Origin of the sequence: Roseicyclus salinarum, from assembly GCF_029624655.1 — a bacterium.
Taxonomy (GTDB): Bacteria; Pseudomonadota; Alphaproteobacteria; order Rhodobacterales; family Rhodobacteraceae; genus Roseibacterium; species Roseibacterium salinarum.
The window spans coordinates 1-24,983 of the sequence record NZ_JARRSA010000035.1 but is presented as its reverse complement, the minus strand read 5'-3'; the positions used below and the strand labels follow the sequence as shown (position 1 = coordinate 24,983).

General features: G+C 69.4%; 21 protein-coding genes, 1 tRNA gene and 1 pseudogene. 14 read left to right on the top strand and 9 right to left on the bottom strand.

The window, feature by feature from the left end; genetic code table 11:
- Positions 1-9: 9 nt before the first annotated feature.
- Positions 10-360: a response regulator gene (locus P6F26_RS17270; protein WP_278029954.1), complete on the top strand. Its 351-nt coding sequence runs from the start codon at positions 10-12 to the stop codon at positions 358-360.
- Between the two features lie 109 nt (positions 361-469).
- Positions 470-2,794 (top strand): mechanosensitive ion channel domain-containing protein, encoded by a 2,325-nt coding sequence (locus P6F26_RS17265; protein ID WP_278029953.1) that lies wholly within the window; start codon positions 470-472, stop codon positions 2,792-2,794.
- Between the two features lie 973 nt (positions 2,795-3,767).
- Here P6F26_RS17265 and P6F26_RS17260 read toward each other — a convergent pair.
- The 6 genes from P6F26_RS17260 to P6F26_RS17235 form a co-directional block, all read right to left on the bottom strand.
- On the bottom strand, positions 3,768-4,349 hold the full coding sequence (locus P6F26_RS17260; RefSeq protein WP_278029952.1) for a hypothetical protein: 582 nt from the start codon (positions 4,347-4,349) through the stop codon (positions 3,768-3,770).
- A 231-nt stretch (positions 4,350-4,580) separates the two neighbouring features.
- Positions 4,581-4,655, bottom strand: a tRNA-Glu gene (locus P6F26_RS17255).
- A gap of 87 nt (positions 4,656-4,742) precedes the next feature.
- A complete protein-coding gene (gene recJ / locus P6F26_RS17250) occupies positions 4,743-6,485 on the bottom strand; it encodes a single-stranded-DNA-specific exonuclease RecJ (protein ID WP_278029951.1) in 1,743 nt (580 codons plus the stop codon).
- A 224-nt stretch (positions 6,486-6,709) separates the two neighbouring features.
- Positions 6,710-7,669 (bottom strand): class II fructose-bisphosphatase, encoded by a 960-nt coding sequence (gene glpX, locus P6F26_RS17245; protein WP_278029950.1) that lies wholly within the window; start codon positions 7,667-7,669, stop codon positions 6,710-6,712.
- A 126-nt stretch (positions 7,670-7,795) separates the two neighbouring features.
- Positions 7,796-9,082: a homoserine dehydrogenase gene (locus tag P6F26_RS17240; RefSeq protein WP_278029949.1), complete on the bottom strand. Its 1,287-nt coding sequence runs from the start codon at positions 9,080-9,082 to the stop codon at positions 7,796-7,798.
- A gap of 96 nt (positions 9,083-9,178) precedes the next feature.
- Positions 9,179-9,430, bottom strand: coding sequence for a hypothetical protein (locus P6F26_RS17235; RefSeq protein WP_278029948.1), 252 nt, complete (start codon positions 9,428-9,430; stop codon positions 9,179-9,181).
- 100 nt (positions 9,431-9,530) lie between these two features.
- Here P6F26_RS17235 and P6F26_RS17230 point away from each other — a divergent pair, with 100 nt between their 5' ends.
- The gene (locus P6F26_RS17230; protein ID WP_278029947.1) at positions 9,531-10,112 is read left to right on the top strand and encodes a TetR/AcrR family transcriptional regulator; all 582 of its coding nucleotides are present in this window, start codon (positions 9,531-9,533) and stop codon (positions 10,110-10,112) included.
- Between the two features lie 116 nt (positions 10,113-10,228).
- Here the strand turns inward: P6F26_RS17230 and P6F26_RS17225 are convergent, their stop codons facing one another.
- Together P6F26_RS17225 and glyA are read right to left on the bottom strand one after the other, a co-directional pair.
- Positions 10,229-11,284 carry a fatty acid desaturase gene (locus P6F26_RS17225; RefSeq protein WP_278029946.1) on the bottom strand — a complete coding sequence of 352 codons (1,056 nt, stop codon included), beginning with the start codon at positions 11,282-11,284 and terminating at the stop codon, positions 10,229-10,231.
- Between the two features lie 179 nt (positions 11,285-11,463).
- Positions 11,464-12,759 (bottom strand): serine hydroxymethyltransferase, encoded by a 1,296-nt coding sequence (gene glyA / locus P6F26_RS17220; protein WP_278029945.1) that lies wholly within the window; start codon positions 12,757-12,759, stop codon positions 11,464-11,466.
- Positions 12,760-13,009: 250 nt separating this feature from the next.
- Between glyA and P6F26_RS17215 the strand changes: the two genes are divergently transcribed.
- Positions 13,010-13,777: an NAD kinase gene (locus P6F26_RS17215; RefSeq protein WP_278029944.1), complete on the top strand. Its 768-nt coding sequence runs from the start codon at positions 13,010-13,012 to the stop codon at positions 13,775-13,777.
- An 85-nt stretch (positions 13,778-13,862) separates the two neighbouring features.
- Positions 13,863-16,142 carry an NADP-dependent malic enzyme gene (locus P6F26_RS17210; protein WP_278029943.1) on the top strand — a complete coding sequence of 760 codons (2,280 nt, stop codon included), beginning with the start codon at positions 13,863-13,865 and terminating at the stop codon, positions 16,140-16,142.
- A gap of 225 nt (positions 16,143-16,367) precedes the next feature.
- Here P6F26_RS17210 and P6F26_RS17205 read toward each other — a convergent pair whose 3' ends face one another.
- Entirely contained in the window at positions 16,368-16,622 is a 255-nt protein-coding gene (locus P6F26_RS17205; protein WP_278029942.1) for a hypothetical protein, read from the bottom strand.
- 160 nt (positions 16,623-16,782) lie between these two features.
- Here P6F26_RS17205 and P6F26_RS17200 point away from each other — a divergent pair, with 160 nt between their 5' ends.
- The 9 genes and pseudogenes from P6F26_RS17200 to P6F26_RS17160 form a co-directional block, all read left to right on the top strand.
- Positions 16,783-18,687, top strand: a complete 1,905-nt coding sequence (locus tag P6F26_RS17200) for a propionyl-CoA synthetase (RefSeq protein WP_278029941.1) — start codon at positions 16,783-16,785, stop codon at positions 18,685-18,687.
- A 93-nt stretch (positions 18,688-18,780) separates the two neighbouring features.
- Positions 18,781-19,824: a response regulator gene (locus P6F26_RS17195; RefSeq protein WP_278029940.1), complete on the top strand. Its 1,044-nt coding sequence runs from the start codon at positions 18,781-18,783 to the stop codon at positions 19,822-19,824.
- A gap of 105 nt (positions 19,825-19,929) precedes the next feature.
- A complete protein-coding gene (locus P6F26_RS17190; protein ID WP_430736760.1) occupies positions 19,930-20,343 on the top strand; it encodes a cytidine deaminase in 414 nt (137 codons plus the stop codon).
- The gene (locus P6F26_RS17185; RefSeq protein ID WP_278029939.1) at positions 20,340-21,650 is read left to right on the top strand and encodes a thymidine phosphorylase; all 1,311 of its coding nucleotides are present in this window, start codon (positions 20,340-20,342) and stop codon (positions 21,648-21,650) included. Before P6F26_RS17190 ends, P6F26_RS17185 begins: the two co-directional genes overlap by 4 nt.
- On the top strand, positions 21,650-22,858 hold the full coding sequence (locus P6F26_RS17180; RefSeq protein WP_278029938.1) for a phosphopentomutase: 1,209 nt from the start codon (positions 21,650-21,652) through the stop codon (positions 22,856-22,858). The genes P6F26_RS17185 and P6F26_RS17180 overlap by 1 nt, the downstream gene beginning before the upstream one ends.
- A gap of 22 nt (positions 22,859-22,880) precedes the next feature.
- Positions 22,881-23,039 (top strand): hypothetical protein, encoded by a 159-nt coding sequence (locus tag P6F26_RS17175; protein ID WP_278029937.1) that lies wholly within the window; start codon positions 22,881-22,883, stop codon positions 23,037-23,039.
- A gap of 16 nt (positions 23,040-23,055) precedes the next feature.
- A complete protein-coding gene (locus P6F26_RS17170; RefSeq protein WP_278029936.1) occupies positions 23,056-24,033 on the top strand; it encodes an adenosine deaminase in 978 nt (325 codons plus the stop codon).
- Between the two features lie 18 nt (positions 24,034-24,051).
- Positions 24,052-24,684: a uracil phosphoribosyltransferase gene (upp, locus tag P6F26_RS17165; RefSeq protein WP_278029935.1), complete on the top strand. Its 633-nt coding sequence runs from the start codon at positions 24,052-24,054 to the stop codon at positions 24,682-24,684.
- 63 nt (positions 24,685-24,747) lie between these two features.
- Positions 24,748-24,983, top strand: a pseudogene (locus tag P6F26_RS17160) (SPOR domain-containing protein); the annotation flags it as partial.

Genomic DNA, 24,983 nt, shown 5'->3' with positions numbered 1-24,983 from the left:
CATAGCCCGGTGAAGGTGCTTTTGGTCGAAGATGAAGCCCTCGTGGGCCTCGATCTGGCCGATACGTTGCAGGAGCTTGGCCACGAGGTCCTCGGCCCGCTGCTGACGGTCGGGCGCGCGATGCCTTTCTGTCGGGCCGAACATGCCGATTTCGCCATCCTCGACTTCAACCTCGGCCGCGAGACCTCGGAGCCGCTCGCCGACGCGCTGGCCGGGGAGGGGGTGCCGTTCGTCTTCCTGACGGGGTATCGCCCCGACGCGCTTCCGGCGCGCTTCCGGGATCGCCCGATCCTGCAGAAGCCGCTTCATCCCGCGATCCTCGCGCGGGTCATCGACGAGATCCGAAGCGAGGCCTTCTGAGCCGCGCCGCTCGTGGCGGCCGCGCCGCGCACGCCCCGGCAGGGCGCTGGCATCCGGCGGGTGCTCCGGCCGGTTTGCAAATCGGCGCAACTGCTCTAAGACGTCGCCCATGCGTGATTACTTCAAGAACCTGACCGCTCTGGCGGCCCGCCTCGCCTTTATTCTCATGCTCGCCCTCGCGGTGCCGAGAGCAGCCCTCGCGCAGGAAACCTCGGGGCCGGATGCGTCCGCCGAGTCACAGGCCACCCCGTCCGACGGCGCGCCCGCTGTCGATCCGCGCGCGGCGCTCGCCGAGATCCTGCGCGACGACGCGAGCCGCGAAGCGCTCATCGAGGAACTCGACCGCCTTGCGTCGCAAGCGGGCGCCGAGCCCGCCGCGCCGCCGCCGCCGGTGTCGCTGACGCGCCGGATCGCGGCGGCGACGCAGGACACCGTGCAGGGCCTCGCCTCGGGCGCGCAAGCGGCCTGGACCGCCCTGGAGCGCGCGCCCGACGCGCTCGACAATTTCGGGGTGCGCGAGATGGGCATCCTGCTCGACGCGTTCCGCGACCTTCTTCTGGTGATCGTGTCCACCATCGTGGCGTTCGTCGTGCTGCGCCGCGCGGCGCGCACGGTCTACGGCCGCATGGGGCGGCGCGCGCAGGCCGAGGGCATGGCGGGCCGCTGGCTGATCTTCGCGGCCTCGGGCCTGATCGATGCCGGTGTCGTGGTCCTGGCCTGGGCCATCGGCTACGGCCTCGCCGCGACGGTGATCGGCCAGTTCGGCGAGATCGCGATCCGGCAATCGCTCTACCTCAACGCCTTTGTCGCGGTGGAGATGGTGAAGGTCGTGGTCCGTCTCGTGATCTCGCCCGCCGCCGGGCAGCTCAGGCCGCTGCCGATAAGCGATCTTGGCGCGCGCCGTCTATACCGGGCGCTCAATATCGGCATCAGCCTGATCGGCTACGGCCTGCTCCTGCTCGTGCCGATCGTGAACGCGAACGCCTCGGCGGCGGCGGGCAACAGCGTGGCGAGCGCCGTGATCGCGCTGGCCGCGATCTATCTCGGGGCAGTGGCCGTCCGCAGGCGCCAGCCGGTGGCGGAGTGGCTTATCGCGCAGGGCCGCACCCCCGTCACCGACCCGCAGGCGGCGGCGCAGGCCGAGGGCGCGCTTGTCGTGGAGGATGTGTCCGCCGACGGTCCGCGCCTCGCCGAGGAGCCGCGCAAGCCCGGCCTCTACGCCGTTCTCGCACGCAAATGGCACCTCCTTGCGCTTCTGTGGCTGGCCTTCGTCCTCGCGACGGGGCTGACCCAGCCGATGCAACGGGTCGTCGACGTGCTCAAGGCCTCGGGGCTCGTCGGCGCGGCTGTCTTCGCGGCGGTGGTGCTTTCGGGCATCCTGAGCCGGGCCATCGGAAAGGGCGTCCGGCTGCCCCAGCATGTGAACGAGCGCTTGCCGCGTCTCGAGGGCCGCCTGAACGGGTTCGTGCCGCAGATCCTGACGGGCATCCGCATCGCCCTTCTGATCGCGCTGGCGCTGTTCGCCGTCGATGCGGCAGGGCTCATCGGTGTGGGCGGCTGGCTGACCACGCCCGCGGGCCTCGGCTTCCTCGGCACCGTCGTGTCGGTCGTGGTGATCCTCGGCTCGGCCTTCGCGCTGTGGCTCGCGCTCGTCTCGTGGGTCGAGTATCGCCTCAACCCGGATTTCGGTACCGTGCCCACGGCGCGCGAGCAGACGCTGCTGGCGCTTTTGCGCAACGCGCTGACCATCCTGCTTCTGGTGATCACGCTGATGTTCGCGCTTTCGGAGATCGGCCTCGACATCGGCCCGCTTCTCGCCTCGGCCGGGGTTCTCGGCCTCGCCATCGGTTTCGGCGCGCAGAAGCTGGTTCAGGACGTGATCACCGGCGTCTTCATCCAGCTCGAGAACGCCATGAACGTGGGCGATATCGTCACCGCGGGCCCGTTGACGGGCGTGGTGGAGAAACTCACCATCCGCTCGGTCAGCCTGCGCGACCTGCACGGCGTCTACCACCTCGTCCCGTTCTCGTCCGTGGACTCGGTCTCGAACTACACGCGCGACTTCTCGAACTACGTCGTGGACATGGGCGTGGCCTACCGCGAGGACGTGGACGAGGCGAAACAGGCCATGTTCGACGCCTACGACGCCCTGCGCGACGACCCCGAGCAGGCGCCGAACCTTATGGGCGACCTCGAGTGGTTCGGCCTCGACCAGTTCGCCGACAGCGCCGTGGTCTTGCGCGCCCGCATCAAGACACTGCCGGGCAAGCAGTGGGGCGTGGGCCGCGCCTACAACGAGATCGTCAAGCGCATCTTCGACGAGCGCGGCATCGAGATCCCGTTCCCCCATACCACGCTCTACTTCGGCGAGGACAAGAAGGGCCGGACGCAGTCCCTGCACATCGAAAGCGACGGCGACGGCGACCCGGCGTGAACGGTCCCGCCCGCCGGGGGCGGGGCGCGGCAACGGCTCGATCCCGGCGGGCACAATGCGGCATCGGCCTATGCCCGCGCCCCGCCGCACACACGCCCCTTTGACGGCGGCGCGGGGGCCGGACAGGCGCCGCGACGCCACGGACGCAGCGCGGCCCGGTTTCCGGCGCCGGAAATGGACGCTGGTGACCACCGGAGGCCGATCGGGCCCGGAGCAAGCGTGGCTGGCCCTGCGTTCTTGCCCTCGGTCTGGCGACGCCCAGTAGGGCGGCGAAACCCGCCAACAGTAAAGATCACCCATGCGGGCAAAGCTACCGACGCCACTTCGAAGGCCGAGCCGTACCCCTCCGTGGACCTGCCAAGGCTTTGATCCGACGTTGCAAGGCCAAACCGAGCATGCCGATTTGACGGTGGGCCCGGTCGTCGTTTCCGAGATCGTCACCGATCTGTCCGAGAAATCCGCCGTTATCCGCACGTGCCGAGACGAGCGATTCGAGCAAGTGCACTTGATGCATTGTTGCGGAAGGTGCACCAAAATGGGCTGTGCGTTTAAATTGTCTCCCGGAAAGGGTTTGGCGCGCAGCGCACGAGCGCGTTTGCCAGTTTCGTGAGGTGCTGGGGATCAAAGCGGCGCGGCGGATTTTCCGGCGAAGTGCGGAAGATCAAGAGCGCCTTGAATCGGTCGAGACTCGCGGGGTCATCCGGCCCCGCGTCTGGATAGAGGATGACCGACCCGGTTTGGCGCGCGTCTGCTGGCAGGCGTATGAGTGGACCGGGAACAAAGGCAATCAGAAAGCTCGCGCCGATGCCCTCATCCGGCGTATCCGATGGGGGGAAGTGGAAACGCCGCTGCTGCGGCGACTTCCTACCAGACCATCTGCGTGCCGATGCACTCTATCGTGAGAACAGGTGCCGCAAGCGGGCGGCGAGGGCTCGGCAAGATGCACACGCTAGCATTCCCAAATATTGAGAAGTCAGTCGAAAGACCATCCCATTGTGTCCGCCATCGCAGACGGGGCGATGCTTTGGAGCACGGCATCGTGAGCGAAGTCGAGCGCATTGAGGTTAAATGAACCGTCATATCTGCCGTTTGAGAGGCCGGCATGATGTAGCGCTTGATTAAGTCGTTGATGCTCGTCAAGGCAGGTGCCTAGTTGAACCCAATGAAACATCTCCGTCTCACTGCCGAGCGAAAGGAAAATCTGATCAAGTCGCTCTAGGCATGAGGCAACGATCTGACTTAGGGTCCAAAGTGAATATTCCCGGGTGCCAAGGGCCCGTGCCATGCGTTCGCCAGAGGCATTGAGTTCGCCTTCTATCCACGCCAGTTCGCTTGGAGACAGACGAGGGACCCTACTCTCAAAATGCAGCCAATAGTCGCGCAGTGCGGAGGCAACTGCTTGCCGTTGACCCTCGGGGACATAGGAGATTTCATATTGGATTGCTTGCAGGATTTGTTGCGCGTGATGGCCATCGGAAGCGCTCGCTGGGCCAAGAGGCAGGCTGCAGACAACGAAAAGTGCTGAAAAGAAGCGTTTGGTGGCAACCGTCATCATCTAGTCACTTGTTCTGCTTGACGTTACCGCCGCAACGGCTGGCATCAGTGCGCGCGCCGCACCGCCTGACACTTTACACGTCGTCGTATCTTCACGTTAGCAGCCCGTACCGCGAAAGCACCACAGCAAACTAATTTGCTGAAGCGGCGTGTCAGTCGCCGTCATGCTGGGGGATGGGTGATGGAGTAAATCCAAATCCCACAACAAAATCATATAATTGAAGTAACGAAGTGGCAGCCCGTAGGGGAATCGAACCCCTCTTTCCAGGTTGAAAACCTGGCGTCCTAACCGATAGACGAACGGGCCGCGCTTGGCGTGGACGGTGTCTAGGAAAACGCGGGCGCGGGATCAAGTGGATTCTTGCAGTCCCATGCGCGATTTCCGCCGCGCCGCTCATTCCGCCCAGGCGGCGTCCTCGAGAGAGAGCTGAACCCGCGTCCGGCCGTTCCAGTGGTTGAGTTCCACGCGGCCCGCAAGGTGAACCGGACGGCCCTGATGGCTCTGGAGCGCGTCGAGCCCGAGGCGCGCGGCGTCGAAGCAGATCGCGTCGAGGCCGCCCGCGCCGCCATCGCCGAAGGCGAGGCGAAGGTGACCCTCGCCGACGGGCCGCGTCATGCGGATCCGCATCGCGGGAAAGGCGAAGCGCGGGGCAGGGGCCGAGGCGCCGAAGGGGCCCGCCGCCTCGATGCGCTCGACCAGGTCTGGCTGGGCGGCCTGCGGCATGAGCACGCCGTCGAGCCTGTAGTCGCCCGCGCCGCCGGTCCCGGCGCCCTGCTTTGCCAGAAGCTCGGCAAGGCGCTCCATCGCGGGCTCCAGCTGCGCCCGGCTCAGCGAGAGGCCCGCGGCCATGCGGTGCCCGCCGCCCTTCTGGATGAGGCCCTCGGCCGCGAGCCGCTGGATCGACGCGCCAAGGTCGACGCCCGAAACCGAGCGGCCCGATCCCTTGCCGGCGTCGCCGTCGAAGCCGATGACGATGGCTGGCCGGTGCGTGTGCTCCTTCAGGCGGCTCGCCACGATGCCGACCACGCCGGGGTGCCAGCCCTCCTCGGCCGCCCAGACGAGCGGCGCGTCGAGGCCGCGCGCCTCGGCCTGCGCCAGCGCCGCCTCGCGCACCCGCGCCTCGATCTCGCGGCGGTCTGTGTTGAGCGTATCGAGCCTGCGGGCCAGCGCCGCCGCCTCCTCGGGGTCGTCCGTCGCCAGAAGGCGCGCGCCGAGGTCCGCCTCGCCGATCCTGCCGCCCGCATTGACGCGCGGCCCCAGCACGAATCCGAGATGGTAGCCGGTCGGCGGCCTGTCGAGGCGCGCGATGTCGGACAGGGCGACCAGACCCGCGCGCGCCCGCCGCCCCATGACGGTCAGCCCCTGCCGCACGAAGGCGCGGTTGACGCCCCGCAAGGGCGCGACATCGGCCACGGTCGCCAGCGCCACGAGATCGAGCATGGCCATCAGGTCGGGCCCGGCGACGCCCTCGGCCCTCAGCCTGCGGTTGAGGTCAACCAGCAGCAGGAACACGACGCCCGCGGCGCAGAGATGGCCGAGATCGCCCGGCTCGTCCTGGCGGTTGGGGTTCACCACGGCGACGCAGGCGGGCAGCTCGGCCTCGGCGAGGTGATGGTCCACGACGATCACGTCCGCGCCCTTCGCCGCCGCTATGGGGCCATGGCTGAGGGTGCCGCAGTCCACGCACACGATGAGGTCGTGGGTCTCGGCCAGCCGCGCCATGGCGGGCTCGTTAGGCCCGTAGCCCTCGTCGATCCGGTCGGGAACGTAGAGCGTGGCGCCGTGTCCCATCCGGCGGAGCCACGTGATCAGAAGCGCCGCGGAGGCGCCGCCGTCCACGTCGTAATCGGCGAAGACGGCGATGCGCTCACGCTGCTTCAGGGCGCGCGCCAGTCGCTCGGAGGCGGCCTCCATGTCCTTGAGGACGGCGGGGTCGGGCAGGAGGTCGCGCAGCGAGGGCGCGAGAAAGCCCGCCGCCTCCTCGGGCGCCACGCCGCGGCGCGCGAGGACGGCGGCCACCGCGGGCTCGAGCGCGCCACGCTGCGCCAGGGCCGCGGCAAGGCGCTCGGCCTCGACGTCGGGGCCGATCCAGCGCCGCCCGGTCAGCGACGCCTCGACGCCAAGATAGGCGTTCATGGCGTGGCCCCTGCCGCGGTGGCGAAGGACGGTCCTTGCGCGCCGGTGGCTTGGGCGACGCGCGTGGGCGAGCGACGGGTGGCGGGCTTCGGGCCCCGTGACGGCGCGCAGCGAAAGGTGCCGATGCGGGCCGACCGCGCGGATGCCCTGCAGACCGGCGCCGCAGGCGGCTCGCGGCCCGTTCGGAGGTCGATCAGGATGCGCGCCGCCGTTCCGTCCATGCCTCAGCGCGGATTGCGATAGGACATGCGGCGCACCGAACCGGTCTTGGAACGCATCAGGATCGTCTCGGCGGTCAGGTGGCCGACCTCGCGCTTGATGCCGGGCAGGATCGAGCCGTCGGTGACGCCCGTTGCGGCGAAGATGACGTGCTGCGTGACCATGTCGTCGCGGGTGTAGACGCGGTCGAGATGGGTGATGCCGGCCTTGCGCGCGCGGGCCTTCTCGTCGTCGTTGCGGAACAGGAGCCGGCCGAACATCTGCCCGCCCATGCATTTCAGCGCCGCCGCGGCGAGCACGCCCTCGGGCGCGCCGCCCGAGCCCATGTACATGTCGATTCCCGTCCGCGGTTCGGCGCAGTGCATGACGCCCGCGACGTCGCCGTCGGTGATCAGGCGGATCGCGCAGTCGGTGGTGCGCAGCTCCTCGATCATCTCCTCGTGGCGGGGACGCTCCAGCACGCAGACGGTGATGTTCTTGGTAGACACGCCCTGCGCCGTGGCGAGGGCCGACACGCGCTCGGCCGGCGACATGTCGAGCGTGACGACACCGGGGCGGTAGCCGGGGCCGATGGCGAGCTTGTCCATGTAGACATCGGGGGCGTGGAGCATCGAGCCGCGCGGGCCCATGGCGATCACCGTCAGGGCGTTGGGCATGTCCTTGGCGGTCAGCGTCGTGCCTTCCAGCGGATCGAGGGCGATGTCCACCTCGGGGCCTTCGCCGTTGCCGACCTCCTCGCCGATGTAGAGCATCGGGGCCTCGTCGCGCTCGCCCTCGCCGATGACCACGACACCGCGGATGTCGAGCCGGTTCAACTGGTCGCGCATGGCGTTCACCGCCGCCTGGTCGGCGGCCTTCTCGTCGCCGCGCCCGATCAGTTCGGCCGACGCCATCGCCGCCGCCTCCGACACGCGGGCGAGACCGAGCGAGAGCATTCGATCGTTGAAATCGGTGGGGTGCGACATCTGGCGTTTCCTTCCGGGGCTGCGGCTGCGCCCGGTGTAGCGGCCACCCTCGCGCCCGGCAAGCTCAGGGGGCGCCGACAGCGCGGCCGCGTGTGGCGCGGGCAACGCTGACCGGCGCGCGCGGCGTCAGACGTCCTCGATGCGCAGCGCCACGGGCGCGCCCTCGAGGACGCCGGTCTCAGGCATCTGCGCCAGCGCGGCGTCGAGGTTCGGCCGCGCCGTCCGGTGCGTGACGATCAGCACGGGCGCGTTGGAGCCGGGGTGATCGTATTGCCGCATCCTGTCGATCGAGATGCCGTTCTCGCCCAGAACCGTCGCCACCTTGGCCAGCGCGCCCGGCTTGTCCGTCAGGTCGAGCCGTAGGTAGAAGCAGGCCGGGCTTTCGGCATTGGCGGGCTGCGAGGGGGCGAGCGTCGTGGCGGGCTGGCCGAAGACCGGAATCCTGAGGCCCCGCGCGATGTCGCACACGTCGCCCATGACCGCGCTGGCCGTGGGGCCCTCGCCCGCGCCGGGGCCGCGCAGGACGATCTGCTCGACCGCGTCGCCCTCGATGACCACCATGTTCGTGCCGCCGACGAGCTGGCCGAGCGGGGAGGCGGCGGGCACGAGGCAGGGCGTCATCCGCTGCTCGAGCCCGCGCCCGGTCATCTGGGCGACGCCAAGGAGCTTGATCTTGTATCCCAGGTCGCCCGCGCGGCGGATGTCGTCGATGGAGACCTTGCCGATCCCCTCGAGCCGGACATCCCCGAAGGCCACCTGCGTGCCGAAGGCGATCGAGGAGAGCAGCGCGAGCTTGTGGCCGGCGTCGATGCCGCCCACGTCGAGCTCGGGGTCGGCCTCGAGATAGCCGAGGCCGTCGGCCTCGGCGAAGGCCTCGTCATAGCTCAGGCCCGCGTCGTCCATGCGCGTCAGGATGTAGTTGCAGGTCCCGTTCATCACGCCCATGACGCGCGAGATCCGGTTTCCCGCCAACCCCTCGGTCAGCGCCTTGACCACCGGGATGCCGCCCGCGACGGCGGCCTCGAAGCGAAGCGCCACGCCGGCCGCTTCGGCCGCCTCGGCGAGGGCCTGTCCGTGGTGGGCGAGCATGGCCTTGTTGGCGGTGACGACATGCTTGCCCGCGGCGATGGCGGCCTCGGTCGCGTCCTTTGCCGGGCCATCGTCCCCGCCCACCAGCTCCACGAAGACGTCGACGTCCTCGCGCGTGGCGAGGGCGACGGGGTCGTCCTCCCAGGCGTATGATTTCAGGGACACGCCGCGGTCCTTGTCGCGGCTCCGCGCGGAGACGGCCACGATCTCGATGCGCCGCCCGCAGCGGCGGGCCAGCAGATCCCCGTGGCCCTGCACGATCTTCACCACGCCCGCGCCCACGGTGCCGAGGCCGGCGATGCCGAGACGAATGGTTTCGGTCATGGAACGTCCTCCGCAGGGCGATGATTGCGCCACCCTGTTAGCGGGTCGCAACGATGGCTGCAACGCGGGGTGCGAAGGCGCCGGGGCCCGCGTGCGTCAGAGCGGCATGGCGCGCAGCGCGGCGGCGCGACGGCGAAGGCTGTCGGCGCGCGCCTCGAGGCTCTCGCCCTCCGGTTCGGCCTCGCGCGCGGGCACGGCGTCGGTCTGCGCGAGAAGCGGGCCGAGGGGCACGAGATCGGGGAAGGCGCTGTCGAGGGCGTCGATGCGCGCGTCCAGCTCGGGCACGTCGGGTCCGCAGGCCGCGAGGGCCAGCGTGGCGGACAGGAGCATGACGGCGGCATGGCGCATGGGGCGAGCTAACCGCAGCGGCGGGCCGGTGTCCAGCGCGCCCTGCCCGAATTGCCCGCGCCCGCTTGAATTGAACGGGCGTTCAGATAATCATGGCCGCATGGCGCGCAAGCAGGGCAGTCACGCCGAGATCACCGGTCCCCGTGTGCGGGAGGCCGCGCTGCGACTTTTCGCGCGGCACGGCTTCGCGGCCGTCTCGATGCGCCAGATCGCGGCCGAGGTCGGGGTTCAGGCCGGCGCGCTATACCTTTACACGGCCGACAAGCAGACCCTCCTGTTCGAGCTGATGCGCGACCACCTCGAGGAGTTGCTGGAGGACTGGACGCCGCCCGAGGGCGACCCGGCGGCGCAGCTGCAGGATTTCGTGCGCCACCACATCCGCTTCCACCTCGACCGGCCCGACCTCGTATTCATCGCCTACATGGAGCTGCGCAACCTCGAGCCTGGCAATTTCGCCGTGATCGAGGCTTTGAGGCGCGATTACGAGAACCGGCTGGAGGCGGTGCTGAAGGCGGGGCAGGCGGCGGGCGTCTTCGCGGTGCCGGACACCAAGCTCGCCACGATGGCGCTGATCGCGATGCTGACGGGCGTCACCACATGGTTCCGGGAGGGCGGGCGCCTCGATCGCGGGGCGGTGGAGGAGATCTACTGGGACATGGTGCGCAAGGCCGTGGCGGCCTGACCCGCGCAAGACCCGGGGCGCGGCCTGACCGTCGCGCCGCGGCGCGCGGGGCCGGTCTCGGGATGCCTCCGGCGGGAGTTTTCAGGCAAGGATGAAGGGGGGGCGGCCCGCGCCGGTCAGGCCTCGGTCGTGACGGCGCCGCGGCGCGTGGCGCGCTCGCGCGGCGGGAAGGGAACCAGCCGCCCCTGGTCCTCGTCCCACAGCTTGAGCGTGAACGAGCGCAGCGCCTCTGGCCAGCCGATGGTCTGGACCTCGTATTTCCGGCGCAGCGCCCGGTGACACCGGCGCAGACGGTAGGAGGGGATGTTGGCGTTGAAGTGGTGGATGTCGTGATAGGCGATGTTGCCGGTCCCGAGGTCCCACCACCAGCCGAGATCCAGGGCCGAGGAGCCCTGCAGGGCGGCGCGGGCGGGATTGAGGTCGGGCTTCCGGTCCCACCAGGTGTCCTCGAAGTTGTGTTGCAGATAGACGAGGAAGACGCCGATGCAGCCCGCGACGAAGACGGTGCCGGCGTAGACCGCGAGACCGGGCGCGCCCGCCAGCGTCCAGAGCGCGAAAAGCCACGCGGCGATGCCGGCGTTGTGCGCGATCACGCCGCGCGCGTCGATCCGTCCGGCGTTCTTCGGCCAGCGATAGGCGAGGACGTAGGTGAAGAGGCCGCCGATCGGGATCATCAGAAGCGGGTTGCGGTAGAGGCGATAGCGCAGGCGCGCCCAAGGGCCCGCCGCCTGCCATTCGCGCAGCGTCATCGTGAAGATCTCGGTCGTGTCACGCTCGTCGAGATTGCCGAGATGGGAATGGTGCTCGTTGTGGTTGAACTGCATCACGCGGTAGGGCGTGAGCGTGAACACGCTGAGCCCGTGACCAGCGATGTCGTTGGCGCGTTTCGTGGAGAAGAGCGAGGCGTGGCCGCAATCGTGCTGCAGGACGTAGAGCCTGACGCCCGCGAAGGCGTTGACGACGACCAGCGGCACGACCAGCCACCACACGGGCCAGGCCAGCACGGCGAGCCAGAGGGTGAGGAAGTAGGCGGCGAACGTCCCGAAGTAGCTCAGCGACGCGATGCGGTCGTCGCGCGATGTCCAGTCGCGCGTGAAGGCGCGGATCTCGCGGTCGGCTTCGCGGCGGTAGCGCGGCGTGATCTCGGGGCGGGTATGCAGGTCAGGTGTCATGATCCGAAGCTCGCTCAATACCTGTCGCACCGGCGCGAAGGCGACCCTTGAGCGTCGCATCAGATTCCCCACGCCATCTCGAATCTGCCACGAGACTGGAATGCCTGCAATAATCTGCGCCGCGGAATCGCGATTTCGGCGCAACTCCGCGGCGCGACGGCCGATGCCTTGGGCAGGCTTCAGAGCGTGGGATAGATCGGGAACCTGCGGCAGAGATCGACCACCTCGGCCGCGACCTTCGCCTCGACCGCGGAATTGCCGTCCTCGCCGTTGGCCGCAAGGCCCTCGACCACCTCGGTGATCCAGTCGCCGACCTGGCGGAACTCGGTCTCGCCGAAGCCGCGGGTGGTGGCGGCGGGCGATCCCAGGCGGATGCCGCTGGTGATCGTCGGCTTCTCGGTGTCGAAGGGGATGCCGTTCTTGTTGCAGGTGATGTGCGCGCGTCCCAGCGCCTTCTCGGTCGCGTTGCCCTTCACGCCCTTGGGGCGCAGGTCGACGAGCATCAGGTGCGTGTCGGTACCGCCGGTAACGATGTCCAGCCCGCCCTTCATCAGCTGCTCCGCAAGCGCCTGCGCGTTGGCGATCACCTGCGCCTGGTAGTCGCGGAACTCGGGGCGCAGCGCCTCGCCGAAGGCCACGGCCTTGGCGGCGATCACATGCATCAGGGGACCGCCCTGGATGCCGGGGAAGATGGCTGAGTTGAATTTCTTGGCCAGCGCCTCGTCGTCGGTCAGGATCATGCCGCCGCGCGGACCGCGCAGGGTCTTGTGCGTCGTCGTCGTGGCGACATGGGCGTGGGGGAAGGGCGAGGGGTAATGGCCCGAGGCCACGAGGCCCGCGAAATGCGCCATGTCCACCAGCAGGTAGGCGCCCACGCCGTCGGCGATCTCGCGCATCCTGGCGAAGTCGATGACGCGCGGGATGGCCGAGCCGCCGGCGATGATCATCTTCGGACGATGCTGGGCTGCAAGCGCCGCGATCTGGTCGTAGTCGACCTGCAGGTCCTGCTCGCGCACGCCGTACTGGATGGCGTTGAACCACTTGCCCGACTGGTTGGGCTTCGCGCCGTGGGTGAGGTGGCCGCCCGCGTCGAGGCTCATGCCGAGGATCGTGTCGCCGGGCTGCAGCAGCGCGGTGAACACGCCCTGGTTGGCCTGGCTGCCGGAATTCGGCTGCACGTTCGCGAAGCCGCAACCGAACAGCTGCTTGGCGCGCTCGATGGCGAGGTTCTCGGCGATGTCGACGTAGTCGCAGCCGCCATAGTAGCGCCGGCCGGGATAGCCCTCGGCATACTTGTTCGTCATCACGGAACCCTGCGCCTCCATCACCGCGGCCGAGGTGATGTTCTCGGACGCGATCAGCTCGATCTCGTCGCGCTGGCGGCCGAGTTCCTTGCGGATGGCGCCGAAGATCTCGGGGTCGCGGCTCTCGAGGTGTTCGGTGAAGAAACCTGCGTCACGGTGCGGGGCGTTCATGGTGCTCCTCCTCGGGGCAGTGGCAGCATGGGCGGCAGCGCGCCCGGCGTCGTTGGGTGTGCCATTTATGGCATTCGGGGGGGCCGGGAAAGGGTGGAAAGCGGCGCATCCGGTCGCGGGGGCGCCACGGACCGTGCCGCGAGGCGCCTCCGCGCGGCGTCCGGGCGCGGATGCGGGATTGAGTTTCCGATGGGCGCGCGCGACAGTCGCGGCGGGAGACGTCGCAACAGCACCAAGGGGGACGGCACGGATGCCCGCGGCCCGCAACATCGCCTTCGTCGCATCGGACGTGCCGCTGGCGCAGGACGCCAAGGCGTGGCTGGAGGAGCGTTACGGCCGCCACGCCCCCGAGGAGGCCGACGTGATCGTGGCGCTGGGCGGGGACGGCTTCATGCTGTCGACGCTGCACGCGACCGAGGGGCTCGACGCGCCGGTCTACGGGATGAACCGCGGCACCGTGGGCTTCCTGATGAACGCCTACCGGGAGGACGATCTGGTCGAGCGGCTGGAGGCGGCGCAGGAGGAGGTCCTCAACCCCTTGCGGATGAGGGCCGTCTGCGTCGACGGCACGGTGCACGACGCGCTCGCCATCAACGAGGTGAGCCTTCTGCGCGCGGGTCCGCAGGCGGCCAAGCTGCGCATCTACGTCGACGGACGGCTGCGGATGGAGGAACTGGTCTGCGACGGGGCGCTGGTGTGCACGCCGGCCGGATCGACGGCCTACAACTACTCGGCGCACGGGCCGATCCTGCCCATCGGGGCGGACGTGCTGGCCGTGACCGCCGTGGCGGCGTTCCGCCCCCGGCGCTGGCGCGGCGCGCTTCTGCCCAAGACGGCGCTGGTGCGGCTGGAGGTGATAGACGCCGACAAGCGGCCCGTGATGGCCGACGCCGACAGCCGCTCGGTGCGCAACGTCGCGTCCGTCGAGATCCGCACGGAACCCCATGTCGCGCACCGGATTCTGTTCGATCCGGGCCACGGGCTGGAGGAGCGGCTGATCCGGGAGCAATTCGTCTGAGGCGGCGCGCAGATCCGCTGGAGGCGGCCTCGGAGATGGTTTAGGGGTAAACCAGTTTTGCGGAGACGTGACCGGGGAGGGTGCGATGAGCGACGAGAAGACCGAAGGCCTACGCGCGGCGGCCCTGTTCTACCATGAACATCCCAAGCCCGGAAAGCTCGAGGTGCGGGCGACGAAGCCTTTGGCCAACGGGCGCGACCTCAGCCGGGCCTATTCGCCGGGGGTGGCGGAGGCGAGCCTTGAAATCAAGGCCGATCCGGCCAACGCCGCCCGCTATACGTCGCGCGGCAATCTCGTGGCCGTCGTCTCCAACGGCACCGCTGTCCTCGGCCTGGGCAACATCGGCGCGCTGGCCTCCAAGCCGGTGATGGAGGGCAAGGCGGTCCTGTTCAAGAAGTTCGCCAACATCGACTGCTTCGACCTCGAGATCGACGAACAGGACCCCGAGAAGCTGGCCGACATCGTCTGCGCGCTGGAGCCGACCTTCGGCGCAATCAACCTCGAGGACATCAAGGCGCCCGATTGCTTCGTCGTTGAACGGCTTTGCCGCGAGCGCATGAACATCCCCGTCTTCCACGACGACCAGCACGGCACGGCCATCGTCGTGGGGGCCGCGGCGAGCAACGCGTTGAGGATCGCGGGCAAGCGGTTCGAGGACATCAAGGTCGTCTCCACCGGCGGCGGGGCGGCGGGAATAGCCTGCCTCAACATGCTTCTGAAGCTCGGCGTGAAGCGCGAGAACGTCTGGCTGTGCGACATCCACGGCGTCGTTTACGAGGGCCGCGAGGTCGACATGAACCCGCAGAAGGCGGCCTATGCCCAGGCCACCGGGCTGCGCGACCTCGGCGAGGTGATCGACGATGCGGACCTGTTCCTCGGCCTGTCGGGTCCGGGCGTCCTGAAGGCCGAGATGGTCGCGCGCATGGCCGAGCGGCCGATCGTCTTCGCGCTCGCCAACCCGATGCCCGAGATCCTCCCCGACGAGGTGCGCGCGGTTGCGCCGGGCGCCATCATCGCCACCGGCCGCAGCGATTTTCCCAACCAGGTAAACAACGTGCTGTGCTTCCCGTTCATCTTCCGCGGCGCGCTCGACGTCGGCGCCACGGAGATCAACGACGAGATGCAGATCGCCTGCATCGAGGGGATCGCGGCCCTTGCGCGGGCGACGACCAGCGCCGAGGCCGCCGCCGCCTACCAGGGCGAGCAGCTGACCTTCGGGCCCGACTACCTTATCCCCAAGCCCTTCGATCCCCGCCTGATCGCGGTGGTGGCAAGCGCCGTCGCCGAGGCCGCCATGGCCTCGGGCGTGGCCAGCCGCCCGATCGAGGACTTCGCCGCCTACCGCGCGAAGCTGAACCAGTCGGTCTTCCGCTCGGCGCTGATCATGCGGCCGGTCTTCGAGGCGGCGGGCACCACGAGCCGGCGCATCGTCTTCGCCGAGGGCGAGGACGAGCGCGTGCTTCGCGCGGCACAGGCCATGCTGGAGGAGACGACGGACACGCCGATCCTGATCGGGCGTCCCGACGTCATCGAGCGCCGCGCGGAGCGCGCGGGCCTCACCATCCGCCCCTCGGTCGACTTCGAGCTCGTGAACCCCGAAAGCGATCCGCGCTATCGCGACTACTGGGGCACCTACCATGAGGTGATGCAGCGCCGTGGCGTGACGCCTGACCTCGCGCGCGCGATCATGCGCACCAACACGACCGCGATCGGAGCCGTCATGGTCCACCGCGACGAGGCGGATTCGCTGATCTGCGGCACCTTCGGGCAGTATCTGTGGCACCTGAACTACGTCACGCAACTACTCGGGAACGAACAGCTTCATCCGGTCGGCGCCCTTAGCCTCATCATCCTCGAGGACGGTCCTCTCTTCGTGGCGGACACGCATGTCCACGCCGTGCCCACGCCGCAGCAGATCGCCGAGACTGTGATCGCCACCGCGCGCCATGTGAAACGCTTCGGCGTGGCGCCCAACATCGCGCTGTGTTCGGGCAGCCAGTTCGGCAACCTCGACAGCGACAGCGGACGGCGGATGCGCGAGGCGCTCGAGATCCTCGACAGCGCGCCGCGCGGCTTCGCCTACGAGGGCGAGATGCACGCCGACAGCGCGCTCGACCCCGAACTTCGCGCCCGCATCTTCCCGCAGTCGCGGCTGCAGGGCCCGGCGAACGCACTGGTCTTCGCTTCGACCGATGCGGCAGGTGCGACGCGCAACATATTGAAAATGAAGGCAAACGGGCTCGAGGTGGGGCCGATCCTCATGGGGATGGGTAACCGCGTCCACATCGTGACGCCCGCGATCACCCCGCGCGGGTTGCTGAACATCTCGGCGCTCGCGGGCACCCCGGTCAGCACCTACGGCTGAGGCTTTCCGCGCCGGGGTCCCGTTCCCCGGCGCGGAGGGATCAGGACTTCACTTGCCGGGCTTCTTGGTTCCGGCGGCTTTCTTCGGTGACTGTTTCTTGTCGCCCATGGGCGTCTTCCTCAGGCTCGGACGGGCCCCATGCCCGCCCGGCGCAGGGAAATTCCAGCGCGCGCCGAGCGAGTCGCGCAAGTGCGGCGCGACGTGTTTCAAACGATGTGATCGGCTTCAGCCGAGCGTGATGCGCACCAGCGTCACCACGATCAGGGCGGCCGCCGCCAGCGCCGAGATGATCAGCGCGGGATAGCCCCAGATCAGGACCGCCGAGGCGACGGCGGCCACCACGCCGAGAATCGCGGCGAAGGCGTTCTCGACCGGCCCCTCGACGACTTCGCGGGCCATGCGACCGATCAGCGGCAGGCGGTAGGTGACATGGCGTGTGATCCAGCGCTCGCGCGTCGGGCTGTCGGGCATCGTGGTCATCGGCGTTTCTCCTGTTCGCTTTCAGGAGATAGGGCGCCTGCCGCGCTGCAGAAGCGTCGCGAATGTCGCAGTCCGCCTTGACCTGCGGCAAAGTCACCTCATTGCGCATCGGATAAGCGAGGCGATAGAAAATTGCGCAAAGGACGGAGGGACGGCAACCATGGCATATTCGGACATCTACAAGGCCTCCATGGAGGACCCCGAGGCGTTCTGGCTCGAAGTTGCGGGGGGCGTGGACTGGGACACGCCGCCGACGCGGGCGCTGTCCGACGAGAAGGCGCCTCTTTACGAATGGTTCGCCGACGGGCGGCTCAACGGATGCTGGAACGCCGTCGACCGGCATGTCGAGGCCGGGCACGGCGGGCGCGTGGCGATCATCCATGACAGTCCGCTGACCGGCACCGTCCACAAGATCACCTATCGCGAGTTGCAGACACGCGTGGCGAGCCTTGCGGGGGCGCTGCGCGCCAAGGGCGTGGAGAAGGGCGACCGCGTCATCATCTACATGCCGATGATCCCCGAGGCGCTCGAGGCGATGCTGGCCTGCGCGCGGCTGGGCGCGATCCACTCGGTCGTGTTCGGCGGCTTCGCGGCGAACGAGCTGGCCGTGCGGATCGACGATTGCCGCCCCAAGTGCATCATCGCGGCGTCCTGCGGGATCGAGCCGGGGCGCGTGGTGCACTACAAGCCCCTGCTCGACGGGGCGCTCGGCATCGCCGAGCACCAGCCCGAGTTCTGCGTCATCTTCCAGCGCGAGCAGGAGGTCGCTCATCTGGAGGAGGGGCGTGACGTGGACTGGCATTCCTTCCAGTACGGCATCCCGCCCGCGGAATGCGTGCCGGTCGAAGGCAACCACCCCGCCTACATCCTCTACACCTCCGGCACGACCGGCCAGCCCAAGGGCGTCGTGCGCCATACCGGCGGGCATCTGGTGGCGCTCAACTGGACGATGCGCAACCTCTACGACATGAACCCCGGCGAGGTGTTCTGGGCCGCCTCGGACGTCGGCTGGGTCGTGGGGCATTCCTACATCTGCTACGGGCCGCTGACCTTCGGCTGCACCACGGTCGTCTTCGAGGGCAAGCCCGTGGGCACGCCCGACGCAGGCACCTTCTGGCGGGTCATCCAGGACCACAAGGTGAAGTGCCTGTTCACCGCGCCCACGGCCTTCCGCGCGATCAAGCGCGACGACCCGCGCGGGGCACTGGTGGGCGACTACGACATCTCCAGCCTCGAGACGCTGTTCCTCGCGGGCGAGCGGGCCGATCCCGACACGATCGAATGGGCGCAGGCGCAGCTCGGCGTGCCCGTCATCGACCACTGGTGGCAGACCGAGACCGGCTGGGCCATCGCGGGCAACCCGATGGGCATCGAGAAGCTGCCGGTCAAGATCGGCAGCCCGTCGGTCGCGATGCCGGGTTACGATGTGCGGATCCTCGACGAGGGCGGCCACCCGATGAAGCCGGGCGAGCTTGGCGCCATCGCCGTCAAGCTGCCGCTGCCGCCCGGAACGCTTCCGACGCTCTGGGAGGCGGAGGAGAGGTTCCGCAAGGCCTATCTCTCCCATTTCCCAGGTTACTACGAGACCGGCGACGCGGGCCTGATCGACGAGGACGGCTACCTCTACATCATGGCGCGCACCGACGACGTCATCAACGTGGCGGGCCACAGGCTGTCCACCGGCGGGATGGAGGAGGTGCTGGCCTCGCATCCCGATGTCGCCGAATGCGCGGTCATCGGCGTGTCCGACCCGCTCAAGGGGCAGCTTCCCATGGGCTTCCTGTGCCTCAACAAGGGTGCCGAGACGGAGCCCGCGCAGGTCGTGGCGGAGTGCGTGAAGATGGTGCGCGACCGCATCGGCCCGGTTGCGGCCTTCAAGCTCGCCGTGGTGGTGGACCGCCTGCCCAAGACACGGTCGGGCAAGATCCTGCGCGCCACGATGGTCAGGATCGCCGACGGCGAAGCCTACAAGCCGCCCGCCACGATCGACGACCCCGCCATCCTCGACGAGATCGCCTCGGCCGTGGAGGGCATCGGCTACGGCGCGGCGCGCGCCCCTGCCTGACCTAGGGTAAACCTGTGCGCGGCTTGGCAAGAGGATGGCAGGGCTGCTAGGTTGAGCGAGGGACTTCCACCGGCCAGCCCCAAGGGGGTTCGAATGCCTCAGGATGACCTCACCGCGCCCGCGGATCGCGCTGCAGGCGAAGGGGCCGCCATGGCCGAGGAGTTGCGCAGGAAACAGCACGACATCCGCGGTGCGGTCGCCACGATCACCACGGGGCTGCGCCTGCTGCGGGACGACCGGATCGGCGCGGACCCGCGGATGGTGGCCGAGCACATGCTGGCGGCCACCGCGTCCCTGCAGGAGATGATGGACGCGGTCTTCGCCGCGGACGCAGAGCCCGCGACGCCCGCCGGGACCACGGCGGAGGCGCTTGCGCCCGCATCGTCAGGCCCGCGGCCCGACCTGTCCGGCCTCGCCATCCTGGTGGCCGAGGATTCGCCCTCGCAACGCGCGATCCTGGGCCTTGTGCTCGGGGCAGTCGGCGGCGCTGCGTCCTTCGTCGAGAACGGCGAGGACGCTCTCGCCGCGCTGGCGGGCGGTGCGTTCGACGCGGCGCTGATCGACATCGAGATGCCGGGGCTTTCCGGCCTGGAGGTGATGCGCGCCGTCCGCGCGCGGGGGGATGCGGCGGCGGCCACGCCGCTGGTCGCGATCACCGCCTTCGCCGAGCGGGGCGAGCACGAGGCGATCCGGGCCGCGGGCGCGGACGGCATCGTGGTGAAGCCCGTGGCGTCCGCGGAGGCGCTGGGACGCGTGATCCTGCATCATGCCGGCCGTGGCCGCAGGGACGGCGCCGCACTGGACGCGGCCCGCCTCGACGAGCTTCTTTCCATCGCCGGTGCCGATGGCGCGCGTGGCTTTCTCGAACAATTGCGGGACGACCTCGTGTCGGTGCGCCAAAAGCTGGACGAGGGCGTCGCGGCGGGATCCGCGGCGGCGGTCCGCGCGCAGACGCATATCCTGGTCGCCTTGGCCGGGGCGGTCGGCGCGACGCGGCTCTGCGGCCATGCCGAGGCGCTGAGCGCCGCCGCGAATGGCGGGCGCGCGGCCGACCTCGGGGCGTTGCACGTGCCATGCCGCCGCGACCTCGACGACCTCATCGCGCTGGTCGAACGCCGCGCCTTCGGCCGCGGCTGACGTGGCATCCCGATGGCTTGCGCTCGGCGGTCGCGCGGCACAGACTGGCGCGGTCGGCCTTCCGCCGGCACGACCACACGTTGCACCAGAAGCGAGCAGCACCAGATGTCCGACGACCTGATTGCCGCGGCCGACACGGTCCGGCGCGCGGCCTACGCGCCCTATTCCGGCTTTCAGGTGGGGGCGGCCATCCGCACCAGCGCCGGCCGTGTCCATGTCGGCTGCAATGTCGAGAACGTGGCCTATCCCGAAGGCACCTGCGCCGAGGCCGGCGCCATCGCGGCGATGATCGCGGCGGGCGACCGCGAGATCGCGGAGGTTGCGGTGATCGCCGACGCCCCCGCGCCCGTCCCGCCGTGCGGCGGCTGCCGCCAGAAGCTGGCCGAGTTCGCGGCCTCCGACGTGCGCGTGACGATGGCCACCGCCGACGGGCGGACCCTGACCATGACGGTGGCCGAGCTTCTTCCCGGCCGCTTCGACGCGGGCTACATGGACCGCGCCGCGCCCGGGGCGCCATGACGACGGCGCGCGCAATCCTCGCCAAGATGCGCGACGGCGACCGGCCGACGGAGGCCGAGCTTGCGTGGTTCGCGCAAGGCCTCGCCAGCGGCGCTGTCACCGATGCGCAGGCCGGCGCCTTCGCCATGGCCGTGTGCACGCGGGGGCTGGGGGCGCAGGGGCGGGTCCAGCTGACGACCGCGATGCGCGAGACGGGCGACGTCCTGAAATGGGACCTCGACGGGCCTGTGCTGGACAAGCATTCCACCGGAGGCGTCGGCGACTGCGTCTCGCTGCTGCTTGCGCCTGCGCTGGCGGCCTGCGGGGCCTACGTCCCGATGATCTCGGGCCGGGGGCTGGGCCATACCGGGGGCACGCTCGACAAGCTCGAGGCGATCCCGGGCTATCGCACGCAGGTCAGCGTGGCGGACCTGCAGGAAATCGTGAGCGACATCGGCTGCGCCATCGTGGGGGCCACGGCCGACATAGCGCCCGCAGACCGGCGGCTCTACGCGGTCAGGGACGTCACCGGGACGGTCGAATCCATCGACCTCATCACCGCCTCGATCCTCTCCAAGAAGCTCGCCGCCGGGCTCGAGGCCCTTGTACTCGACGTCAAGGTCGGGACAGGCGCCTTCATGGCGACGCCCGAGGACGCGCTGGCGCTTGCGGAATCGCTGGTGAGCACGGCGCAGGGCGCGGGCTGCATGACCTCGGCGCTGGTGACGGACATGAACCAGCCGCTGGCGCGGACGGCGGGTAACGCCGTCGAGGTGATGGAGGTGATGGAGGCGCTGACCGGCGAGGACGGCAGCTCGGAGCTGATGCGCGTGACCGTCGCGCTGGGCGGCGAGGTGCTGGCGCTGGGCGGTCTTGCCGCGGACGCCGCCGACGGCGAGGGGCGGATCCGCCGCGCCTTCGAAAGCGGGCAGGCGGCCGAGGTCTTCGGCGAGATGGTGGCCGAGCTTGGCGGTCCGACCGATTTCGTGGAGCGTTGGCGCGACCGGCTTCCGGCGGCCCGCTTCATCGTCGACATCTATCCCGGCGATGCCGGCTGCGTCGCCTCGATCGACGCGCGCGCGCTGGGCGAGGCGGTGGTGAACCTCGGCGGCGGGCGCCTCAGGCAGGACGACCGCGTGGATCCCGCCGTGGGCCTTTGCGACATCGCCCGCATCGGTCAGCGGGTCGATCCCAAGACGCCGCTCGTGCGCATCCACGCCGCCACCGAGGACAGCGCGCTCGCCGTGGCCGAAACCCTGCCGGGCGCCTTCAAGCTCTCGCCGACGGACGTGGAGCCGCCGCCGGTGATCCACGAAAGGATCGGCTGATGGCGCGCGCCTTTCTCGTCGTCATGGACAGCGTCGGGTGCGGCGGCGCGACGGATGCGGACCGCTTCTTCAACGGCGCGATGCCCGACACGGGCGCCAACACGCTCGGCCATATCGCGGCGGCCTGCGCGGCGGGCGAGGCCGAGGCTGGACGCTCGGGTGTCCTGCGGATGCCGCATCTCGACGCGCTCGGCCTCGGCGCTGCGGTGCGCCTCGCCTCGGGCGCGCGGGCCGAGGGGCTCGACGCCGACCCCGAGGGCCTCTGGGGCGCCGCGGAGGAGGTCAGCGTCGGCAAGGACACGCCCTCGGGGCACTGGGAACTTGCGGGCCTGCCGGTCCCGTGGGACTGGAGCTACTTTCCCGATACGGTGCCGGCCTTTCCCGACGACGTGGTGGCCGAGGTCGAGCGCCTTGCGGGCACCGGCGGCATCCTCGGCAATTGCCACGCCTCCGGCACCGAGATCATCGCGCGGCTGGGCGAGGAGCATCAAAGGACCGGCTGGCCAATCTGCTACACCAGCGTCGACAGCGTCTTCCAGATCGCCGCGCATGAGGAGACCTTCGGCCTCGATCGTCTGCTGGCGCTGTGCGAGGGGTTGGCGCCCATGCTGCACGCCCGCCGCGTCGGGCGCGTCATCGCGCGCCCCTTCGTGGGCGGGCCGGGCAGCTACACCCGCACCGTCAATCGCCGCGACTACGCCATCGCGCCGCCCGAGCCGACGCTGCTCGACTGGGTTCAGGGCGCCGGGCGGAAGACCTACGGCATCGGCAAGATCCGCGACATCTTCGCGGGGCAGGGCGTCGGAAGCCACGTCAAGGGCGCGGATGCGGATCTGATGGCGCACCTCGCCGCGCATGTCGGCGATGCCGAGGACGGCAGCCTGACCTTCGCCAATTTCGTGGAGTTCGACAGCCTCTACGGCCATCGCCGCGACGTCTCGGGCTATGCGCGCCACCTCGAGTGGTTCGACGCGGCCATCGGCCCGGTTCTGGCGGCGCTGCGTCCAGACGACCTGATGATCTTCACCGCCGACCACGGCAACGATCCGACATGGCCCGGCACCGACCACACGCGCGAGCGCGTTCCGGTCATTGCCAAGGGGCCGTATTCGGGGCAGATCGGGCTGCGCGGCTTCGCGGATGTCGCGGCCACGGTGGCGGCGCATCTCGGCGTGCCGGCGCAGGGGCCGGGGCGGTCTTTCATCTGAAGGCGGGCAGGCCGGGGGACACATGGCGTCGGAACAGATCTATTTCGTCATGACGCTCGTCGTGGCCACCCTCGCGGTGCGTTACGTCGGGCCCTTCATGGGACGGCCGCGCACGCCATGGCGCGGCGCGCTGGTCTTCGGCCTCGTGGTCGCGTTCGTCGGCTGGGCCATCGGCGCGTGAGGCGGAGGGGGAAGAAATGAGAGACTTGCCGAAGATCGAACTGCACCTGCATCACGAGGGTGCCGCGCCACCCGCCTTCATCCGGGGGCTGGCCAAGGAAAAGAGCGTCGACCTGTCGGGCATCTTCCGCGAGGACGGCAGCTATGCCTACCGCGACTTCTGGCATTTCCTCAGCGTCTACGAAGCCGCGACGAGCGTGCTGCGGACGCCCGAGGACTACGCCCGCCTGACGCGCGCGGTGCTGGAGGAAAGCGCGTCCCACGGCGTCGTCTATTCCGAGACGTTCCTGTCGCCCGACTTCTGCGGCGGCGGCGACGTGGCGGCGTGGCGCGACTACCTCCACGCGATACGCGAGACCGCCGAGGCGGCCGAGCGCGATCTCGGCATCACGCTGCGCGGCATCGTCACCTGCATCCGCCATTTCGGCCCGGACCGCGCGCGGCCCATCGCCGAATGCGCGGCGGACACGGCCGGCGACTGGCTGGTGGGCTTCGGCATGGCGGGCGACGAGATGAAGGGCAGGCCCGCTGATTTCGCCTGGGCCTTCGACTGCGCGCGCGAAGCGGGGCTTCGCATCACTGTCCACGCCGGCGAATGGGGCGGCGCGGCCTCGGTGCGCGACGCGCTCGACGCGCTCAGGCCCGAAAGGCTGGGGCACGGCACGCAGGCCATCGAGGACCTCGCGCTGGTGGACCGGATCGCCGAGGACGGGATCGTGCTGGAATGCTGCCCGGGTTCGAACGTGACGCTCGGCGTGTTTCCGTCATGGGCCGCCCATCCCATCGAAAGGCTGCGCGAGCGCGGCGTGAAGGTCACCGTCTCGACGGACGACCCGCCGTTCTTCCACACCACGATGACGGCCGAATACGAGAACCTCTCGAGCGTCTTCGGCTGGGACGAGGAGATCTTCGCCGGGGTCGCAAGGACATCCCTCGACGCCGCGTTCTGCGACGCGGCCACGAGGGAAAGGATCGCCAAGAAACTGGGAAAATGACATGAGGGACAGCGCCAAATGACCGAGCACCTGACAATCGTCGACCACCCGCTGGTGCAGCACAAGCTGACGCTGATGCGCGACAAGAGCACCTCGACGAAATCCTTTCGCCAGCTCCTGAACGAGATCAGCCACCTTCTCGCCTACGAGGTCACGCGCAACCTGCCGATGACCACGATCGAGATCGAGACGCCGCTGCAGACGATGCAGGCGCCCGCGATCGCCGGCAAGAAACTCGCGCTGGTGTCGATCCTGCGGGCGGGGAACGGCCTTCTCGATGGCATCCTCGATCTCGTCCCGAACGCGCGCGTGGGCTTTGTCGGGCTGTATCGCGACCCCGAGACGCTGAAGCCCGTGCAATATTACTTCAAGGTGCCCTCCGAACTGGAAGACCGGCTGACGATCGTGGTCGATCCGATGCTCGCCACCGGCAATTCCTCGGTCGCGGCCATCGACCTTCTGAAGCAGGCGGGCGCACGGAATATCCGCTTCCTGTGTCTTCTCGCCGCGCCCGAGGGCGTCGCGCGGATGAAGGAGGCGCATCCCGACGTGCCGGTCGTGACAGCGGCGCTCGACAGTCATCTCAACGATCACGGCTACATCGTGCCGGGCCTCGGCGACGCGGGCGACCGGATGTACGGAACCAAGTAGGGGCGGCTTTACTTGGGCGGGGCCATCGGCCACTGTGACGCAACGCAACCTGGGGGGGTCTGCATGATCGAGACGGCACTTTCGCGGTCCGCGCTGGCGGGTGTCCTCATGGCGCTGTCGCTGGCGGGCGCGTTACAGGCGCAGCAGGCGGCCCCGGCCGAAGCGCCGCCGATGGACTTCGCCGCGAACGAATACGTCGACAGCGGCGGCTGCGTCTTCGTGCGCGTGGGTCTGGGCAACCGGACGCAATGGGTGCCGCGCGTCGGCGCCGACCGGCAGCAGGTCTGCGGCCGGGCCCC

What these genes read in the sequence shown, in the direction of transcription:
- P6F26_RS17235 (WP_278029948.1), bottom strand. Translation starts at nt 9,430, where the DNA reads ATGCGCCATGCCGCCGTCATGCTCCTGTCCGCCACGCTGGCCCTCGCG.
- P6F26_RS17225 (WP_278029946.1), bottom strand. Translation starts at nt 11,284, where the DNA reads ATGACACCTGACCTGCATACCCGCCCCGAGATCACGCCGCGCTACCGC.
- upp (WP_278029935.1), top strand. Translation starts at nt 24,052, where the DNA reads ATGACCGAGCACCTGACAATCGTCGACCACCCGCTGGTGCAGCACAAG.
- P6F26_RS17200 (WP_278029941.1), top strand. Translation starts at nt 16,783, where the DNA reads ATGGCATATTCGGACATCTACAAGGCCTCCATGGAGGACCCCGAGGCG.
- P6F26_RS17190 (WP_430736760.1), top strand. Translation starts at nt 19,930, where the DNA reads ATGTCCGACGACCTGATTGCCGCGGCCGACACGGTCCGGCGCGCGGCC.
- P6F26_RS17170 (WP_278029936.1), top strand. Translation starts at nt 23,056, where the DNA reads ATGAGAGACTTGCCGAAGATCGAACTGCACCTGCATCACGAGGGTGCC.
- P6F26_RS17180 (WP_278029938.1), top strand. Translation starts at nt 21,650, where the DNA reads ATGGCGCGCGCCTTTCTCGTCGTCATGGACAGCGTCGGGTGCGGCGGC.
- P6F26_RS17215 (WP_278029944.1), top strand. Translation starts at nt 13,010, where the DNA reads ATGCCCGCGGCCCGCAACATCGCCTTCGTCGCATCGGACGTGCCGCTG.
- P6F26_RS17205 (WP_278029942.1), bottom strand. Translation starts at nt 16,622, where the DNA reads ATGACCACGATGCCCGACAGCCCGACGCGCGAGCGCTGGATCACACGC.
- recJ (WP_278029951.1), bottom strand. Translation starts at nt 6,485, where the DNA reads ATGAACGCCTATCTTGGCGTCGAGGCGTCGCTGACCGGGCGGCGCTGG.
- P6F26_RS17260 (WP_278029952.1), bottom strand. Translation starts at nt 4,349, where the DNA reads ATGATGACGGTTGCCACCAAACGCTTCTTTTCAGCACTTTTCGTTGTC.
- P6F26_RS17175 (WP_278029937.1), top strand. Translation starts at nt 22,881, where the DNA reads ATGGCGTCGGAACAGATCTATTTCGTCATGACGCTCGTCGTGGCCACC.
- P6F26_RS17265 (WP_278029953.1), top strand. Translation starts at nt 470, where the DNA reads ATGCGTGATTACTTCAAGAACCTGACCGCTCTGGCGGCCCGCCTCGCC.
- glyA (WP_278029945.1), bottom strand. Translation starts at nt 12,759, where the DNA reads ATGAACGCCCCGCACCGTGACGCAGGTTTCTTCACCGAACACCTCGAG.
- P6F26_RS17230 (WP_278029947.1), top strand. Translation starts at nt 9,531, where the DNA reads ATGGCGCGCAAGCAGGGCAGTCACGCCGAGATCACCGGTCCCCGTGTG.
- P6F26_RS17240 (WP_278029949.1), bottom strand. Translation starts at nt 9,082, where the DNA reads ATGACCGAAACCATTCGTCTCGGCATCGCCGGCCTCGGCACCGTGGGC.
- P6F26_RS17210 (WP_278029943.1), top strand. Translation starts at nt 13,863, where the DNA reads ATGAGCGACGAGAAGACCGAAGGCCTACGCGCGGCGGCCCTGTTCTAC.
- P6F26_RS17185 (WP_278029939.1), top strand. Translation starts at nt 20,340, where the DNA reads ATGACGACGGCGCGCGCAATCCTCGCCAAGATGCGCGACGGCGACCGG.
- glpX (WP_278029950.1), bottom strand. Translation starts at nt 7,669, where the DNA reads ATGTCGCACCCCACCGATTTCAACGATCGAATGCTCTCGCTCGGTCTC.
- P6F26_RS17195 (WP_278029940.1), top strand. Translation starts at nt 18,781, where the DNA reads ATGCCTCAGGATGACCTCACCGCGCCCGCGGATCGCGCTGCAGGCGAA.